Below are 17,315 nucleotides of genomic sequence, written 5' to 3' on the forward strand. Positions count from 1 at the left end.
CATAGCGCCCGATTGAAGTGTCCAAAATCATTAGGCCAGTTCAGCCTGCTCGCGATGGTCGTGAACGATAACGCGCAAACCAGATGCCCAGCGGCGCCTGTTGGTTTTTCGCGAGCAGGCTCGCTCCTACAAAAGAGCTGATCCATGTAGCGACCGACTCCATTTCCTTGTCACAACCGCTACCCACAGGCACAGCGTTAATCCGGCGGTAACCGGGTGTATCAGGTGAGGGTTGGGTAGTCGGTGTAGCCTGCCGCGCCACCCCCGTAAAAGGTGTCCCGATCCGATTCTGCGAGCGGCGCATCAAGCTTCAGTCGCTCCACCAGGTCCGGATTGCTGATGAATGGACGCCCGAAAGCCACCATGTCGGCATGGCCTGAGGCGACAGCGTCGAGGGCCATCTGACGGTCATAGCTGTTGTTGGCGATGTAACGACCACCGTAGGTGGCATGCAACGCTTTGAAGTCAAAGCCGCTGGCTTCGTTTTCGCCCTGGGTCTGGCCTTCTACACAGTGAAGATAGGCCAGTCCCAGTCGCCCGAGGTGCTGGGCAAAATAGCCATAAGTCGCCTGCGGATCGCTGTCCAGCGGCGTGTCGCCCACGGCACGGGTGATCGGTGACAGCCTTACGCCGACACGGTCCGCACCCCAGATCTGCGCGACGGCCTGCACGACTTCCAGGGGGAATCGAATGCGATTTTCCACCGAGCCGCCGTACTGGTCGGTACGCAGGTTGGTGCTGTCGCGAATGAACTGCTCAAGCAGGTAACAGTTGGCCGCGTGCACCTCGACGCCATCGAAACCGGCGTCCTTGGCACAGCGCGCGGCGTGTTTGTAATCCTCAAGGATCAGTGCGATCTCCTCGGTTTGCAGGGCACGGGGCATTGACGGTGCGCCCAGGGTTTGCGATTCGAGGAACACCACCTCCCCGGCCTGGATGGCTGACGGCGCCACGGGCGCGGCGCCGTTCTCTTGCAGGCTGACATGGGACATCCGACCGACGTGCCACAGTTGGCAGACGATCTTGCCGCCCGCCTCGTGCACCGCGTCGGTGACTTGACGCCATGCCGCCACGTGCTCCGCGGTGTAGATGCCTGGCGTGAAGGCATAACCGCGTCCTTGCCGCGAGATGTTGGTGGCTTCGGAAATGATAAGGCCGGCGGTCGCCCGCTGCCGGTAGTACTCGACCGCCAGCGGCGATTGCACGCCCTCCATGGTCGCCCGGGAGCGCGTCAGCGGGGCCATGGCGACCCGATTGGCCACCTTGATTGCACCGATCGCTAGCGATGAGAAAAGATCGGATCGTTGATTATCGGACATGGTTTTGACTCCAAAATGTTCGAGTAACGGGCTGTGCTGCACCGACGGCACACGTCAGGCATCAAGCCCAAACGCCACTCGCAAACAGGTACAGTGAGCGGCATCCACCCAGTGACAGGGGCAATAAATACAGCGGGGTCAAACCCGGTTAAACGTTGTTAACCAACGGGTATTGACCCTCATGCCTTATAGGCTTCATCGATGAAGGCAACCGCGCCTTTGAGGGCCTTCATCCCCTCTGGAAGAATCGTCGCGAACAGGTGCCAGACGTGGAACATTTCGGGCCACACTTCCAGTGTCACGCGTACGCGATTCTCTGCCAGGTGCGTAGCCAATCGCATCGCATCGCTCAACATGACTTCACGCTCGCCGATCTGCACCAGTATGGGCGGCAACCCACGCACATCCGCGAAGACCGGGGATGCACCCGGGTCGTTTTTCAGCGCATCCTGCAAAAATGCTCTGGCCATCAAGTTGAGGCCCGTCAGGTTCACCGTGGGATCGACGCCGTCACGGGTCAGCATCGACGAGCCGGTATGCTCAAGATTAGCCCAAGGCGAAAGGGCGACCCCGGCAACCGGAAGCGGCAGCCCTGCGTTGCGCGCCGCCACCATCACCGTGACAACCATGGCCCCACCCGCCGAGTCACCTGAGAAGGCGATGTTTCTCGGCGATATGCCCTGCTCCAGCAGCCAGCGGTAGGAGGTCAACGTGTCTTCAATCGCAGCGGGAAACGGATGTTCCGGCGCGAGACGATAGTCAGGCATGTAAACCTTGGCCTTCAACAGTCTGGCGTAATGCCCTGCCAGGCCGTGATAACCCGCAGGGCTGCCCGCGACATACCCACCGCCGTGAATGTAAAGCAGCACTTTGCCGTTCTCGACTTCCGGCGGCGAGACGACCGTCGCGGCAACGCCGCCCATGTCAATCTGTTCGACGGTCACGCCTTCAGGCGTGGGATGAGCCGCGAGCACCTGCACATAGTTGCGCCGGGCGGTCTCCCAACACCCGTCCTCGCCGCGCAACAAGGGGCCGAAGGCCAGTGACGCCGTATTCCAGGCATCGATGCATTCCTGAACGTTTGGACTGAAAATCATAGGTAATCCCGAAGTTCTCTTTCACAGTTGTCGATCCGGCTGCGAAGGGCTGCTCAGGCCCCGGAGCGGATCGCACGAAGGTGTAGTGACTGGCCTTGAACGGATCGAGCGACGCCTGCACGCCGCTGCGATCAGGTCGCGGCCGTTCGAATCAATCCCGGCTATTGAGCAAGGTAGCCGCCGTCGATAACCAATTCCGCGCCTGTGACGTAGCTCGACTCGTCGCTGGCCAGATACAGGCAGCCGTAGGCGATCTCGATGGGCTTGCCCGCTCGTTTCATCGGCGTCGAATCGATGACCTGGTCGTTGAGATCCGCTGCTTGCGCCTGGGTAAGCGGCGTGTCGATAAAACCAGGGTGCACCGAGTTGACCCGGATCCCTTGGGTTGCATACGTCATCGCAGCGTTTTTCGACATGTTTCGTACCGCACCTTTGACGGCGTGGTAGGCGTGGGCACCGGCAACGGCCGCGCTGCCCCAAATCGACGAGATATTGACGATTGACCCCGCTCCCTGCCGGCGCATCACCCGGACTGCCTCGCGCATTCCGAGAAAGACGCCCGTCTGGTCGACCGCGATCATCTGCAGCCATTCCTTCATTTCCAGCTCATCCAGGCCTTCGTAGGCAATGATCCCGGCATTGTTGATCAGCACATCCAGACGACCCTGCTTGTCGATGATCGCAGCGACTGCCGACGACCAGTCCTCTTCGCTCGTGACGTCGAGCTTCAGGGCTTCGACACCCTCGCAATAGGCGGTTACAGGATCCGCAATATCACTGGCAAACACCGTCGCCCCTTCCTTGGCGAACAGTTCCGTGACGGCGTAACCGATACCGCTGGCCGCTCCAGTGACCAATACCACTTTGTTTTTCAATCTCATGACCTAATACCTTCTGTTCATCTTGCGTCGTGGGAAATCCCGGTGACTCGATGTGCAGGAAAGTCAGCGGCGGGCACCCGCCGGGGCCTCGTCCTGGGAACGATCCAAGGGAACGCCCGAGTAGAGACACCGCGAAAACCGGTCGATGGTTCGATGCACATCAGCACCGGCACAGTAGCGCTGACGAGGTCGTGCAGAGGGTTAAACGTTGTCAATTGCCGTTAACACGGCGTTGCTTCACGTGACCTTCCAGGGGTTCTGCCGCCACTTTTCCTGGAAGAACTCAATGAACACCCGAATGCGTGGGCTGAGATGTCTTCTGTCCGAGTACAACAAATAGACCGGTTCAACGATCCCCGACTTGAAGTCCTCCAACAGGGGCACCAATGTGCCAGCTCTTACGTCTGCCCCGATATGGAAGTCGGCCAGCTTGACCACCCCCGCCCCCGATAGAGCCATATCCCGCAGCAGATCGCCTTGAGTGAACGATGCACTGGGCGTTACCGGCACCGAAACCCCTTCGCCGTCCTGGACGAATACCCATTTGCTCCAGGGGCTTACAAAACTGAAGTTGAAACAGCGGTGGTTCAAAAGGTCGGCCGGAACCGTCGGCGTACCCTGTTCAGCCAGGTAAGCGGGCGAGGCGCAAATCAGCCACTCACACTCACCGATTCGCTTGGCGATGCGGGAAGAACTCGGCAGCACTCCGCTGTGGATGGCAATATCGAGTCCCTGTTCAAAGTGGTCCACAAACTGCGCCCCCAACTGAATTTCCACATCCATCGACGGGTACAAATCCAGGAACTCCGCAAGCCAAGGCACTATCTGGTGCTTGGCAAAGGTGGTCATGGTATGGATGCGAAGGGTACCGCTGACCCTTGAGGGTAGGCCTTCGGCCAAAGAATCAGCCTCGTTCATCGCTTCGACGACTGCCTTGGCACTGCGCAGGTAAGCGGCCCCCTCCTCGGTCAGCGTCAGAACCCGCGAGCCCCTCTGGAAAAGCCTGACCTGCAGCCGATCCTCCAAGCGGGTGATCAACTTGCTCACGGCCGACGGGGTGATGTTATGGGCCCTGGCAGCCGCCGAGAAACTGCCGCACTCGGTCGACCATATGAACGCGAGAAGCTGCGAGTAGTTGTCCATTCCCTATCCTGGCGTAGCGTGATCAGCGGATGAACTGCTCAATGTAATCGTCCGGCAGCCCCAAGGATTTGTAATGAGCGCGGGCGCTTTCAAGCTTGGTAAAAACGTCTTCGTAACCGACCGCAACGCCCTGAGGGTCGACGTAGGTATAGCCGCCCTGAACGTGAAACCAGGTAATCATTTCCTCAACGTCTTCAGGCACGAAAAGCGTGTGTGTCTCACCGGGAGGCTCGTACGCAAAGGAGCCTTCTTCAGCGATCCAGTCATGCTCCAGGTAATACCAACGCCCCTTGAGCACGATCGCATGAACACCACCGGTGTGGCGGTGACGAGAAAGGACACCGGCCTGGCGCACACGCAGAAGGTTAATGTAGTACCCGCCACTGGTATTGAGTAGAAGCGGCTTGAACGAAACCGTTTTAGTGACCGGAACCCATAATTCGTCATCGTCCAGCCATTGGGTCATTACGCCAGGGTGAACCATGTCCGGGGTCATGAATGGGACTTGCGGCAACTGGTAGGCAATCGCCAATTCATCAGGTTTTACGGGAGTATTCATTTTTCGGCCTCTCGGTTTTTTCAAGCATCAACAGCGCAACAATCGCGCCCTTGGTTCGGTTGAATGAAAGGTTATGGGAGTGATCCCACGATGAAAACAGCTGCCTGCGCACACCAGATGTGACGCCTGGTCATAGGGAACGAAGCGCCGTCAGGCGACATGACAAATGAAAGCGCCCGCAAAATGCGGGCGCTTGAGGTGAGGGTCCGTGCGGGAGCGAGCCTGCTCGCGAAGAGCGTCCGGGCAACGCGGTGTATCAGGCACTACGCGTTATCGTTGGCGTCCATCGCGAGCATGCCCGGTGCCTACACGCGGGGATTCGAAAAGAAGTCGATGATTGCCGGAAGCACCTGCTCGGGCGCCTCCAGGGTCGGACTGTGCCCGATCTTGCTGAGTCGGATCAATTTCGAGTTCGGCAATTCCCGCTTCATCTCATCGGACCACGCAGGCGGTCGCGGCATGTCCTCCTCGCCATTGATGATCAGCACCGGGATGGTGATCGATGCCAACAACTCCACTGAACTTTCGCGATGCATGACCCCTTTCATCGCCGGGCGCAGCGTTTTTGGCAACGCCTGGATTCGATCTCGCCAAAAGGCCACCAGCTCCTGCTTTTCAGGGTTATTGCGAGTGGTCTTGCCAAACATCACTTCCATGGTCATGTCGAGGATTTCACCGACGAAACCCTGCTCCCCCGCGTCGACCACCCATTGCGCGAATCGCGCGCCTTGCTCGGGCGGCTCACCACAGGCCGAGGAGCCTGCGACCACCAGTGAGCGGAAAAGCGCCTGGCGTCTGGCAATGAGCCTGAACGCCACATCTCCACCCATGGATTGGGCCATGACATTGATCGAGCTGAGCTCCATTTTTTCGATCAGGGCTTCCATGTCATCCGCACACTGATCCATGGTGATGATGTCGACATCGTCCAGGGCGCTTCTTCCCTGGCCTCTGAAATCAGGGCGTATGACCCGAAACTTGCCGTCAGCGGCCTGGACCAGGCCGTCAAACATGCTCCCATCGAGAAAGCAGGAGTGAAGGCAAAGCACGACGGGCAGGTCAGCTTCGCCCGTGTCTTCAACCCATAGCGTCGTGCCATTGACCTGAATGTGTTTACCGTACGAATTGGCAACTTTTAGCATGTTGGTTCTCCTGACATTGAACATCCCCGCAAGGGATTTTTTTATAGGGTGCAGGTGTGGCGTTTTCAGTCGGTACGACGACTCAATCCGCCAGGTTGCAGGACGCTTTTGAAACCAACGCCCGATCGTGTTTGAGGAACCATCCCGTGGTCTCGCGTGTAAAAAAGGCGGTTACAAACGCAGCAACCACCATCAGTCCGGAGATGAAATACAGCGCGTAGTTGTACCCCGCCACCTGATCAAAACCGCCGCCGGCACCGATGAACAGGCCGATCACGAAAGGGCCGAAGCCACCGGCATAGATACCCACGTTGACAATCGAGCCCGCGATGCCCGACGTGCCGGGCTTGGCTGAATCGAAGGCGATCGCATACAGCAGCGTATAGGGCGCATTCATTGCAAACCCGGCAAACAATTGAATGCAGATGAGCCAGGTCAGGCTCAAGGACGTGAACTGAAACAGGTACATGCCGATCGCCAGCCAGGCGAATACGATCATCAGGCAAAGCTTGCGGCCCATGCGGTCAGAGATCCAACCCCAGACGATTTGCCCGATACCACCGGTGATGGTGAACAAAACGGAATACGCCGCGGCCTCGGCGAAGTTGTAATGAGCCACGAATGCCAGGTACTGAGGCAGCCAGAAGCTGATTCCGAAATAACCGACAATGGCCAGCATCGAGACCAGCGCGATAGTGCTGATGTTCGGATTGCGCATCGCGGACCGAAAAGCGCCCTCAGGTGCCACCACCGCCCCTTGGGCAGCGCTTAACGCCGGAACGGTTTCCCCAACGTCACGCACATGATCGACGAACGACTCGTAGCGCTTTTTGGTGCAAAACCACCAGTAGATCGAAAAGATAATGATCATGGGGACCGGGAACAGCAGAAAGGCCAGGCGCCAGTTCTCAGGACCGTAAGCGTTCAACAAGGCACTGATCGCCAGACCACCGATCAACGTGCCCCATGGATAGCCCGTGTGATGCAACCCCAGCGCAAAACCGCGCCGTTCACGCGACCACCACTCGGACAAAGACGTGACTTCGATAGCCTCACCGGCCCCGCCAAAGGCGTGGGAAATCACCTGCAACGCGACGAGCATGCCCAATGATGCGGTGAGGAAATTCAGCCCGGTCAAAAAGGTAAACAAGGTGTAGGCAATCACGATGGGCAGGTGACGATACTTCCTCATCCAACCTTGCCCGCCCTTGTCAGCCCAGATCATGCAAGGCACAGCAATCAACGAGGTGGCGATGGTGATGAACGCCGCGAGAAAACCGGTCATTTCTGCACTGGTCTTGAATTCGCTGGTGATCGAGGGCAACACCATAAAGAACATCTGACGTGAGTTGGCGTCCATGGCGTAGACCAGCCAGAGCAACGCCATTGCTCCCCACGAGGCGGTTCCCGCACCTTTGGAAACCCGGGTGAACGACGGAATAACACCTGCCTTTTCTTGAGCGAGGCCCATTGGATTCTCTCCCGCTGAGTTTTATTTTTATTGTTCCCCGGCGAATGGGTGCATCGCACTGACAACGTCGGGTATGCAGGCGCCTCCAGAACACCGGAAGTGTTCGAGGCCACCGTTTGAGGATTAGAAACCCGACGAGATTTGATGGATATAGCTGGAAAAGCACACCTGCTTTGAATGTTTGGCACAGGTAGAGGACAGCCGGGATGAATCAAGGCGTCATCGAAGCGAGGTGATGACAGGCACCAGCCTCAACTCCCAGCCCAGCGCACCCTGCTCCCGGGCACAGTCCAATGCCTGGGCAAGCAAGTCCTCGACCTCTGCGCGTTCGACCTGCTCCAACCCCATGAGTACTTCGGCCTTGGTTTTCAGCAGATCCGCAAGGCTGAATAACCCCCCGGTCCGCCGCGCAAGATCAATCGCTTCGTTGATCGCAGCCAATGCGCCGGCCGTGTCTCCACACGCTCGCTGCGCCTCGGCCAGTGCCTGCAGTGCATCAGTCCTTAAAAAGGTCAGTGTGCGAGGTGGCAGCGTGGCCACGCATTGCTGGAGGTGCTCAACCGCCGCCTGAAAACCACCTTGCTGTAGCAGCAACAAGCCTTTGAGGAAATGAATCACCTGATGGCGCACCGCGACTTTGTAGTCCTGGGCGACGTTCTCCAGTTCGTGGATGAGGCATTCGGCCTGGTCCGACTCTCCATGGCTGAGCAGGATCGGAAAACACAGCGTCGCACACAGGCAGAACGAATCCGGATGGCGCCGGCTATCGTTGATGGCGCTGTTTGCCAGCTGCAACGCCTGTGCCGGCATGCCGCGTATCCACTTGACCCGTGCCCTGCCGAGGCTGGCAATGGTTTGCTCCTTGCTCTCGAAGTAACGCAGTGGGCGCAGCCCGTGCCTGACCACAAGATCGGCACCTGAGCCGTAGCTTTCATCGGCTGCCATCTGGTTACCTGAGAAGTGCCAGGACGCGCCCTCCATCCACCAGGCAATCACGGCCTCGCCTGGCCCACCTTGATCGCGGGCGGCAGTGGCATACGACTCACTGACAGACAGCGACTCCTGAATCCTGCCGTTTGCGATCAACACAAGGTGAAGGCCGGCGAGGAGATGGAACATCGAGTGGCTGTCAGCCAGGCGCCGTGACAATGTCAGCCCGCGCTCCAACGTACTCGTCACTTCACCGTCATACTCACCACCGCAGTAGTACGTGATGGCCAATGATTCAAGCAGACCCAGCTCGAGTGTCGTCGCACAGAGGTGGTCGGGCAGCATCCTGAGCGCGCGTTCGCAGCAGCGCTTGCACTCCATGAGCAGGCCAAGCTCCAGGAACAATGGCGCTGCAAGGCTGCTCATTTGTGCTGCCAGTGCTGGATCTTGCCCGGCAACGAAGGACCACTCCAGCGCCGCACGTACGTTACCGATTTCCGGCAGGTGAAAAGGGAGGCTGCGGGCGGCGGATTGGCCATTGGCATAAACCTGAAGTTGCTCTGTGTAATACAGGGCATGGCGCAGAGCGATCGGGTCCGTTAAACGCAGTTTTGCCAATCGGGTAGCCGCATAGGTCTTGGTTGTCTCAAGCAACCTGAAACAGGTTTCCCCCTTCACCGAATACACCGCGACCAGCGATTTATCCACCAGATCCCGAATAGCCTCTTCCACCTCGAAGGCATCGGTTTGCTCATCCGACGCCACCGCCACTGCAGCCTTTACCGGAAACCCTGCGCAAAAAACCGACAACCTGTAGAGAACCCGCTGATCTCGTGGGGTGAGTAAATCGTGGCTCCAGTCAATCATGGCCTCGACCGTCTGATGACGTGGACTGGCATCGCGTTGACCTTTCCAGTGCAATGCGAACTGATTCTCGAGCAGGTTGGCAACACCCTGTATTCCGTAGGTTGCGACCCGACTGGCCACCAGGCCTATCGCGTGGGGATTGCCATCCAGACGGCGGCAAAGCGCGGCCACGACGAGTGCATCATCATTGCTCAGGCTTTCTCGGGCCCCGCTTTCCTTTGCCCGCTCCATGAACAAGCGGATGGCAGGCCAATCCATCGCCTGCCTTGCACTGATGCGCTCTGTGTCGGGGGGAGTCGCCAAGGGGTGTAGCCGATAGACGAACTCGTCTTTGACCCGCAAAGCCTCCCGGCTGGTGGCTAAAAAAGACACGGTCGGGGTAGCGGCCATGATCCGCAGACAAAGATCGACCACAGCAGCGATGACGTGCTCGCAATTATCGAGAACAATCAAAGTCCTCTTCGCCGAAAGCACTTCCAACAGTTCGGCAAACAACTCCGTGCCTGTGGGTCTGTACCCAACCGCCAGGGCAAGCGCCTCCATGACCCTCTCGACGCAATCCACGGCGCTCTTATCCAAGGCGCTCAGATCCACAAAGTAAATCGCATCACCAAACACATCGAGGGCATGGGCGACCAGTACAGCCAACGTCGTCTTCCCTGCCCCACCGGCACCGACCACGGTGACTAAACGCCGGTCCAGGATCACCTGCGAGAGTTCGGCAACACTCTCCTGGCGCCCGACAGCGCCTCTCAACGGTGCGGGGATGTGCGATAGCACCCTGGACGGCTCTGCCGCTTGCGCAACCAGCGCCTGCGACGCTGCCGATCGCACCTGGTCACTGTCTTCGGTGTGTTCTACCGCTGCAACAAAGCAGTACCCACGTCCCGGCACATTGGCGATGTAACGAACGCCGTCGAGCCCGCACCCGAGCGCCTGCCGAACGTTGGCAATCTGTATACGCAAATTGGATTCTGCAACGACCAGTTCGGGCCAACCGGCGGCCATCAACTCCCGCCGAGTCATGACCTTGCCATTGCCCGCAACCAACGCCGCCAAGATGTCGAATGCTCGGCTTCCCAGCGATACGTCCACGCCATCCTTTCGCAAACTTCGACTGCCGGGATACAAGCAGAACGGTCCGAAGACGAACGCATCGTTCATGATCTGTTCTCTCTCGGTCGTCTGCGAAAACCCTGACGATCGATGGCTCTGGAAACCCACTACACGTCTGGTTGGGTTTAGTGGATATCCACTTCCGGAGCCAGCGCATTGAAGTAAAACTCGATCAATGGCGACCGGGGCGAGCTGATCTGCGGGATGCACCATCCTCTGTGAGCTGTCGCAGGCTGCTTCGCCCACCTGTAGGAGCGAGCTCGCTCGCGATGGTCGGGAACGATAACGCGTACAGCCAGATACCCAGCGGCGCCTGTTGGTTTTTCGCGAGCAGGCTCGCTCCCACAAGGAAAAGCAGCGAAAAGCCCTTCCCCCTTCTGTAGGAGCAAGCTCGCTCGCGATGGTCGGGAACGATAACGCGTACAGCCAGATGCCCAGCGGCGCCTGTTGGTTTTTCGCGAGCAGGCTCGCTCCTACAAGGAAAAGCGGCGAAGAAGGGAACAGCCCGAAAGCGAGCCTGGACCGGTCATAAAACCCGTCCTCATGTTTGTCCTGACAACGCGGGCATCCAGAAAACCCGCGTTATCGTTAACGCCCATCGCAGCCTGCGGCAGCGCCTACAAGGGTCGTGTCATCCTGAGCGACCGCCATTTCATTGCTGAACTGACAGACCTAGTTCCTTACCTCGACCACGTCCATATCCGGCGCGTCTGGAGCGTCCACCGCATTCCTGGCGGCGTTCGCCTGAGCCTTGGCAGCGTCTCTGGTTGCGTCAGCACTGGCTCTGGCCGCATCCCGGGTTGCATCGGCGTTTCTCCGGGCGGCGTCCCTGGTTGCGTCGGCCGCGGCCCTGGCAGCATCTCGGGTGGCGTCTGCATTCGGATCGCCAGCCGCTTTTGCAGCAGCTCTGGCGGCGTCCGCATCGGCTCGGGCGGCATCTCTGGTTGCATTTGCCGCGGCCTTGGCAGCATCGCGAGTTGCATCCGCATCAGCACGGGCTGCGTCTCGGGCTGCATCTGCATCGTTTCTGGCAGCGTCCCTGGCGCGATCATTGTCATCATTGGCATCGTTGTCACGGGCATTGCCCGGACCTCTGTTGCCAGCCACGCCGCCTTGGTCAGCACCGCCGTGCCCCTGGCCTGCATGACCACCACCTTCTCCATGGCCACCATTGCCGCCTCCGCCATCACCACCGTGGCCACTACCGCCGCCACCGCCACCGCCACCGCCATGACCTCCACCGCCGCCTCCCCCGCCGCTACCGCCATCTCTGGCGTACACGCTTGAGAAACCACTGATGTAATCCGGTACCAGGACAGTCGATGCCGACAACACGCCGCCAATGGCCAGCGCCAATACACATTTGTTGATATGCATGATGCACCTCCGCGTGGAGCTGCGTAGTCATCTCCGTATCAAACGCAGATCCATTGAGTTTCCAGCCGCCCACAGGGCGACCCGCCAACCGACACGGCCATAAATCCGCAGCACAGACGAGCCACTGCGATTTGCGCACGATCCTTCGAAGCCAGTTGGCACCTCAGTGAGGGAAATTTTCCCACATTATCTTTAGAGGGCGGACTTTCAGCCCGAGTTCAATGGACGAATGGCGTCACTACAAACAAGCAACTGATTCGAAAACCGCCAATGCGCCCTTATCTCGCCTTTCGCATAGGCGCCGGTTCTACTACGGTGGTTACATCAATTTTTTCAGTATTGCGCTTCACCTAACCGCAAAAATGGAGTTTGCATCATGACCGAAGAGGCAAAAGTCAAAGGCCCCGCATCGTATTTCCCCTCGATTGAAAAGAAGTACGGACACCCTGTCACTTACTGGCTGGACCTTCTCAAAACCCTGGATGGCAAGAAGCACATGGAAATGGTGGCCGTTCTCAAAACCGAACACGGCATGGGCCATGGACATGCCAATGCCTTGGTCGCGCACCATTTGGCGACCACTGCAAAGAACGGATGAAGGGGATTCGCAGCCTTCGATGCAACGCATCCGCTGCGGCGCCTGTTGGTTTTTCGCGAGCAGGCTCACTCCCACCATCCAGCAACTCTTCTCCTTCTGTAGGAGCGAGCCTGCTCGCGATGGTCGTGAACGATAACGCGTAAAACCAGGTGCCCTGCGGCGCCCGGCGGTTTTTCGCGAGCGAGCTCGCTCCTACAAAAAAGGAGACCGATTTTTCAGTTCCTGGACGCCACCTCTTTACCACCGGCATCCCATCCTCCACCCAGCGCTTTGTAGATCGCGACAATCGCCCGGTACTGATCAGTTTCACCCAGTGCCTGAGCATCCTCGGCGTTAAGTCGCTCCCGCTGGGCGTCGAGCAGGACGAGATAGTCCACGGCGCCTTCCTTGTACTGGGTCGCTGCCAGATCCGCCGCCGCCCTGCTCGACTCGCTCTGCTTGATCAACGACAACAACCGCTGCTGCCGCTTACCGTAATCACTGAACGCATTCTCCGACTCTTCCAGCGCCAGCAGCACCTGCTGTTCATAGGTGGCCAGTGCGCCTTCGGCATCGGCATCGGCACCGCGAATCCGTGCCCGCACGCTGCCCAGATCGAAGGCCGCCCAGGTGATGCTCGGGCCGAGGCTCCAGGCCTTGGCGGCGGCGGAGCCGATTTGTGAGCCGCGCCCGGCGGTAAAGCCGAGGAAGCCGCTCAGGCTGACCCGGGGAAACAGGTCGGCGGTGGCCACGCCGACGTCCGCTGTCGCGGCGGCGAGCCGGCGTTCGGCTGCCAGCACATCGGGGCGGCGGCGCAGCAGTTCGGCGGGATCGCCGATGGGCAGTGCCTTGGCGATGGCCGGCAAATCTTTCGGACTCAGGGACACGCTCAACGGGTCCGGACGCTCGCCGAGCAAGGTCGCGATGCGGTTTTTCTGCCGGACCTGTTCCGCCTGCAATTGCGGTACGCTGGCCTCGACAGCGGCCAGGCGCGCGTCGGCGCGGACCACGTCCAGCTCGTTGCCGACGCCGGCATCGCGCAGGCTGACGGTCACGGCCCGTGAATCGCTTTGATTCTTGAGGTTAGCCAGGGCGATTTTTTCCCGCAGTTGCGCGCCGCGCAGTTGGCCGTAGGCATCGACCAGTTCGGCGATCATGGTCACCCGCAATTGATACAGGTCCGCCGCTGCCGCGTCTTCCCGGGCATCGCTCGACTCAAGCGCACGCTGGATGCGTCCGAACAGGTCGATTTCCCAGGCCATGTCCAGCCCCAGATCGTAGCGCTCGGTATTCACCCGGCTCTCGGTCTGGCCCGGCACCTGTGATTTACCTTGCAGGCTGCTGACACGACTGGTGACCACCGGCAGGTTGTCGTTGCTGATGTCGTCGCGAATCGCCCGGGCGGCTTTCCAGCGGGCGAAGGCCACGCGCAGGTCGCGGTTGCCTTCCAGGGACTTGCTGACCAGTTGATTCAGCGTGGGGTCGTCGAACTGCTGCCACCACACCGTTTCAAAGCGCGTCTGATCGTAGTTGGCGGTTTTGGCATAAACGCTGTTGGCCGGCGGAGTATCAGGGGTTTTGTAGTCCGGCCCCACCGTGCAGGCGGCCAGCGCGGTCACCAGGAGGCTGGGTAGAAAGAACTTCAGAGCGTTCATGGTTGCACCTCCAGGTTCAGCGCGTGGGCTTGTTTTCTCGCTTGCTTGCGTTCGATGTAGCGACGAATGAGGACGAAGAACACCGGCGTCAGCAGCAGGCCGAAGAAGGTCACGCCGAGCATGCCGGAGAACACGGCGACACCCATGGCGCGGCGCATTTCCGAACCGGCACCGCTGGAAGTCACCAGCGGGATGACGCCCATGATGAAGGCGAACGAGGTCATCAGGATCGGCCGCAGCCGCATGCGGCACGCGTCCAGCACGGCGTCCAGCGGCGAGAAGCCCTGGTCCTGTTTGTCCTTGGCGAACTCGACGATCAGGATCGCGTTCTTGCAGGCCAGGCCCACCAGTACGATCAAGCCGATCTGGGTGAAGATGTTGTTGTCGCCCTTGGAAATGATCACCCCGGCAATCGCCGACAGCAGGGTCATCGGCACGATCAGGATCACCGCCAGCGGCAGGCTCCAGCTCTCGTACAACGCTGCCAGCACCAGGAACGCCAGCAGCACGCAGAGCGGGAACACCAGCAGTGCGGTGTTGCCGGACAGGATCTGCTGGTAGGTCAGGTCGGTCCACTCGTAGGTCATGCCGTTGGGCAATTCTTCCTTCAGCAGTTTTTCAATGGCCGCCTGAGCCTGGCCAGAGCTGTAGCCGGGGGCCGCGCCACCGTTGATTTCCGCGGTGAGGAAGCCGTTGTAGTGCGAGACCCGATCAGGACCCGAGGTCGGGCTGACCTTGACGAAGGTCGCCAGCGGAATCATCTCGCCGCGATCGTTGCGCACCTTCAACTGGCCGATCTGCTCCGGCTCCTGGCGAAACTGTTGCTCGGCCTGCACGTTGACCTGATAGGTACGGCCAAAGCGGTTGAAGTCGTTGGCGTACAGCGAGCCCAGGTAGACCTGCAGGGTGTCGAAGATGTCGTTGATTTTCACCCCGTGGGTCTTGGCTTTTTCCCGGTCGATAGCGGCTTCGACTTGCGGCACGTTGACGGTGTAGCTGGTGAACACCCGGGCCAGCTCCGGCACATTGCGGCTCTTGGTAATGATGTTCATGGTCTCTTTGTACAGCTCGTCGTAGCCCAGGTTGCCTCGATCCTCGATCTGCAGGCGGAAGCCGCCGATGGTGCCCAGGCCCTGCACCGGCGGTGGCGGGAACACCGCCGTGTAGGCATCCTGGATCTCGCCGAACTTGGCATTGAGCGAGGCGGAAATCGCCCCGGCGGACAGGCTCGGGTCCTTGCGCTCGTCGAACGGACGCAGACCGATGAACGCAATGCCGGCGTTCGGGCTGTTGGTGAAGCCGTTGATCGACAACCCCGGAAACGCCACGGCGCTGTCAAAACCCGGCTCGTTCATGGCGATGGTGCTCATGCGCCGGATCACCGACTCAGTGCGATCCAGGCTCGCCGCATCCGGCAGTTGCGCAAAGGTCACCAGGTATTTTTTGTCCTGGGTCGGCACAAAACCGGTGGGTGTGGTGCTGAAGCCCATGTAAGTCAGGGCGATCAAGCCGGCATAGATCAGCAAGGCGACGCTGCTGCCGCGCACGATCTTGCCCACGCCCACCACGTAGCCATGGCTGGCTTTTTCGAAGACACGGTTGAAGGGTCTGAACAACCAGCCGCCGAGCATCCGGTCCAGCACTTTGGAGAAACGGTCTTTCGGCGCGTCATGGCCCTTGAGCAACACCGCCGCCAGCGCTGGCGACAGGGTCAGCGAGTTGAAGGCCGAGATCACCGTCGAAATGGCAATGGTCAGGGCGAACTGCTTGTAGAACTGTCCGGTGAGCCCGGAGATGAACGCCGCCGGTACGAACACCGCGCACAGCACCAGCGCCGTGGCGATGATCGGCCCGGTCACCTCGCCCATGGCTTTTTTGGTGGCCTCGACCGGTTCCAGTCCGGATTCGATGTTCCGTTCGACGTTCTCCACCACCACGATCGCGTCGTCGACCACGATGCCGATGGCCAGCACCAGGCCGAACAGCGACAGCGCGTTGAGCGAAAACCCGAGCAGGTGCATCACGGCAAAGGTACCGATCAGCGACACCGGCACCGCCACCAGCGGAATGATCGAGGCGCGCCAGGTTTGCAGGAACAGGATCACCACCAGCACCACGAGGACCAGTGCTTCGAACAGCGTGTGCACCACCGCTTCAATGGAGCTGCGCACGAAGATGGTCGGGTCGTAGACGATCTCGTAATCCATGCCTTCGGGGAAGTTTTTCTTAAGCTCGGCCATCTTCGCCCGTACCTGGTCGGACACGTCGATGGCATTGGCTCCCGGGCGCTGGAAGATCGGCATTGCCACCGCTTCCTGGTTATTGAGCATGGCGCGCAAGGCGTATTGGTTGGAACCCAGTTCGATGCGGGCAATGTCCTTCAAGCGAGTGATTTCGCCATCCGGGCCACTGCGGATGATCACGTTCTCGAACTCCTCTTCAGTGACCAGCCGCCCCTGGGAGTTGATCGACATCTGGAAACTGGTGGCATTCGGCGCCGGCGGCGAACCCAGTTGCCCGGCGGCGACCTGACGGTTCTGTTCGCGCACGGCGTTGACCACGTCGGTGGCGGTGAGATTGCGCGAGGCGGTCTTGTCCGGGTCGAGCCAGATACGCAGCGAGTAGTCGCCGATACCGAACATCTTCACGGTCCCGATACCTTCCAGGCGCGCCAGCTCATCCTTGACGTTAAGGATCGCGTAGTTGGACAGGTAGAGCATGTCGTAGCGCTTGTCCGGCGAAACCAGGTGCACCAGCAGGGTCAATTCCGGCGATGCCTTGTCGACGGTGATGCCGATGCGAGTCACCTCTTCCGGCAACTTGGGCTCGGTGCGGGTCACGCGGTTTTGCACCTGGACCTGGGCGTTATCCAGATCGGTGCCCAGGGCGAAGGTCACGGTGAGAGTCAAACGACCATCCGCTGTCGATTGCGAAGACATGTAAAGCATGTTTTCGACACCGGTGATGGCCTGCTCCAGCGGTGCGGCCACGGTTTCGCCGATCACCTTGGGGTTGGCCCCCGGATAGTTGGCTTGCACCACCACGGTCGGCGGTACCACTTCGGGGTATTCGCTGATCGGCAACTGGAACAGGGAGATGGCGCCGGCGATCAGGATCAGCAGCGACAGCACCGCGGCGAAGATCGGCCGGGTGATAAAGAACTGGGAAAATTTCATGTCGG

The 17,315-nt window shown here is 59.7% G+C and carries 12 protein-coding genes; 1 reads left to right on the forward strand and 11 read right to left on the reverse strand.

The features are described from left to right. Nucleotides 1-221: 221 nt before the first annotated feature. The 9 genes from HNQ83_RS26355 to HNQ83_RS31355 all read right to left on the reverse strand — a co-directional run bounded on the left by HNQ83_RS26355 (nt 222) and on the right by HNQ83_RS31355 (nt 11,902). Nucleotides 222-1,319, reverse strand: coding sequence for an alkene reductase (locus HNQ83_RS26355; RefSeq protein ID WP_175391752.1), 1,098 nt, complete (start codon nt 1,317-1,319; stop codon nt 222-224). Between the two features lie 179 nt (nt 1,320-1,498). Beyond that, nucleotides 1,499-2,416, reverse strand: a complete 918-nt coding sequence (locus HNQ83_RS26360; RefSeq protein WP_175391754.1) for an alpha/beta hydrolase — start codon at nt 2,414-2,416, stop codon at nt 1,499-1,501. A gap of 161 nt (nt 2,417-2,577) precedes the next feature. Further along, entirely contained in the window at nt 2,578-3,297 is a 720-nt protein-coding gene (locus tag HNQ83_RS26365) for an SDR family NAD(P)-dependent oxidoreductase (protein WP_175391756.1), read from the reverse strand. A gap of 237 nt (nt 3,298-3,534) precedes the next feature. After that, on the reverse strand, nt 3,535-4,440 hold the full coding sequence (locus HNQ83_RS26370) for a LysR family transcriptional regulator (protein WP_175391757.1): 906 nt from the start codon (nt 4,438-4,440) through the stop codon (nt 3,535-3,537). A gap of 22 nt (nt 4,441-4,462) precedes the next feature. Continuing rightward, nucleotides 4,463-4,999: a 2,4'-dihydroxyacetophenone dioxygenase family protein gene (locus HNQ83_RS26375; protein ID WP_175391759.1), complete on the reverse strand. Its 537-nt coding sequence runs from the start codon at nt 4,997-4,999 to the stop codon at nt 4,463-4,465. 305 nt (nt 5,000-5,304) lie between these two features. Beyond that, nucleotides 5,305-6,141: an alpha/beta fold hydrolase gene (locus HNQ83_RS26380; protein WP_175391761.1), complete on the reverse strand. Its 837-nt coding sequence runs from the start codon at nt 6,139-6,141 to the stop codon at nt 5,305-5,307. An 82-nt stretch (nt 6,142-6,223) separates the two neighbouring features. Then, nucleotides 6,224-7,612 (reverse strand): nitrate/nitrite transporter, encoded by a 1,389-nt coding sequence (locus HNQ83_RS26385; protein WP_175391762.1) that lies wholly within the window; start codon nt 7,610-7,612, stop codon nt 6,224-6,226. Between the two features lie 219 nt (nt 7,613-7,831). Continuing rightward, nucleotides 7,832-10,573 carry a winged helix-turn-helix domain-containing protein gene (locus HNQ83_RS26390; protein ID WP_175391764.1) on the reverse strand — a complete coding sequence of 914 codons (2,742 nt, stop codon included), beginning with the start codon at nt 10,571-10,573 and terminating at the stop codon, nt 7,832-7,834. 624 nt (nt 10,574-11,197) lie between these two features. After that, nucleotides 11,198-11,902: a hypothetical protein gene (locus tag HNQ83_RS31355; RefSeq protein ID WP_256669240.1), complete on the reverse strand. Its 705-nt coding sequence runs from the start codon at nt 11,900-11,902 to the stop codon at nt 11,198-11,200. A 376-nt stretch (nt 11,903-12,278) separates the two neighbouring features. Here HNQ83_RS31355 and HNQ83_RS26400 point away from each other — a divergent pair, with 376 nt between their 5' ends. Beyond that, nucleotides 12,279-12,500 (forward strand): DUF4287 domain-containing protein, encoded by a 222-nt coding sequence (locus HNQ83_RS26400; protein ID WP_175391766.1) that lies wholly within the window; start codon nt 12,279-12,281, stop codon nt 12,498-12,500. Nucleotides 12,501-12,715: 215 nt separating this feature from the next. Here HNQ83_RS26400 and HNQ83_RS26405 read toward each other — a convergent pair whose 3' ends face one another. Both HNQ83_RS26405 and HNQ83_RS26410 read right to left on the reverse strand, forming a co-directional pair. Beyond that, on the reverse strand, nt 12,716-14,134 hold the full coding sequence (locus tag HNQ83_RS26405) for an efflux transporter outer membrane subunit (RefSeq protein ID WP_175391768.1): 1,419 nt from the start codon (nt 14,132-14,134) through the stop codon (nt 12,716-12,718). Beyond that, on the reverse strand, nt 14,131-17,310 hold the full coding sequence (locus HNQ83_RS26410; protein WP_175391770.1) for an efflux RND transporter permease subunit: 3,180 nt from the start codon (nt 17,308-17,310) through the stop codon (nt 14,131-14,133). The genes HNQ83_RS26405 and HNQ83_RS26410 overlap by 4 nt, the downstream gene beginning before the upstream one ends. Nucleotides 17,311-17,315 lie beyond the last annotated feature (5 nt).

The organism is Pseudomonas sp. C2B4 (assembly GCF_013359695.1).
In the GTDB taxonomy this organism is placed as follows: domain Bacteria; phylum Pseudomonadota; class Gammaproteobacteria; order Pseudomonadales; family Pseudomonadaceae; genus Aquipseudomonas.

Coding starts and splice junctions, on each gene's coding strand:
- HNQ83_RS26380 (WP_175391761.1), bottom strand. CDS start 6,141: ATGCTAAAAGTTGCCAATTCGTACGGTAAACACATTCAGGTCAATGGC.
- HNQ83_RS26405 (WP_175391768.1), bottom strand. CDS start 14,134: ATGAACGCTCTGAAGTTCTTTCTACCCAGCCTCCTGGTGACCGCGCTG.
- HNQ83_RS26355 (WP_175391752.1), bottom strand. CDS start 1,319: ATGTCCGATAATCAACGATCCGATCTTTTCTCATCGCTAGCGATCGGT.
- HNQ83_RS31355 (WP_256669240.1), bottom strand. CDS start 11,902: ATGCATATCAACAAATGTGTATTGGCGCTGGCCATTGGCGGCGTGTTG.
- HNQ83_RS26360 (WP_175391754.1), bottom strand. CDS start 2,416: ATGATTTTCAGTCCAAACGTTCAGGAATGCATCGATGCCTGGAATACG.
- HNQ83_RS26410 (WP_175391770.1), bottom strand. CDS start 17,310: ATGAAATTTTCCCAGTTCTTTATCACCCGGCCGATCTTCGCCGCGGTG.
- HNQ83_RS26385 (WP_175391762.1), bottom strand. CDS start 7,612: ATGGGCCTCGCTCAAGAAAAGGCAGGTGTTATTCCGTCGTTCACCCGG.
- HNQ83_RS26375 (WP_175391759.1), bottom strand. CDS start 4,999: ATGAATACTCCCGTAAAACCTGATGAATTGGCGATTGCCTACCAGTTG.
- HNQ83_RS26365 (WP_175391756.1), bottom strand. CDS start 3,297: ATGAGATTGAAAAACAAAGTGGTATTGGTCACTGGAGCGGCCAGCGGT.
- HNQ83_RS26370 (WP_175391757.1), bottom strand. CDS start 4,440: ATGGACAACTACTCGCAGCTTCTCGCGTTCATATGGTCGACCGAGTGC.
- HNQ83_RS26390 (WP_175391764.1), bottom strand. CDS start 10,573: ATGAACGATGCGTTCGTCTTCGGACCGTTCTGCTTGTATCCCGGCAGT.
- HNQ83_RS26400 (WP_175391766.1), top strand. CDS start 12,279: ATGACCGAAGAGGCAAAAGTCAAAGGCCCCGCATCGTATTTCCCCTCG.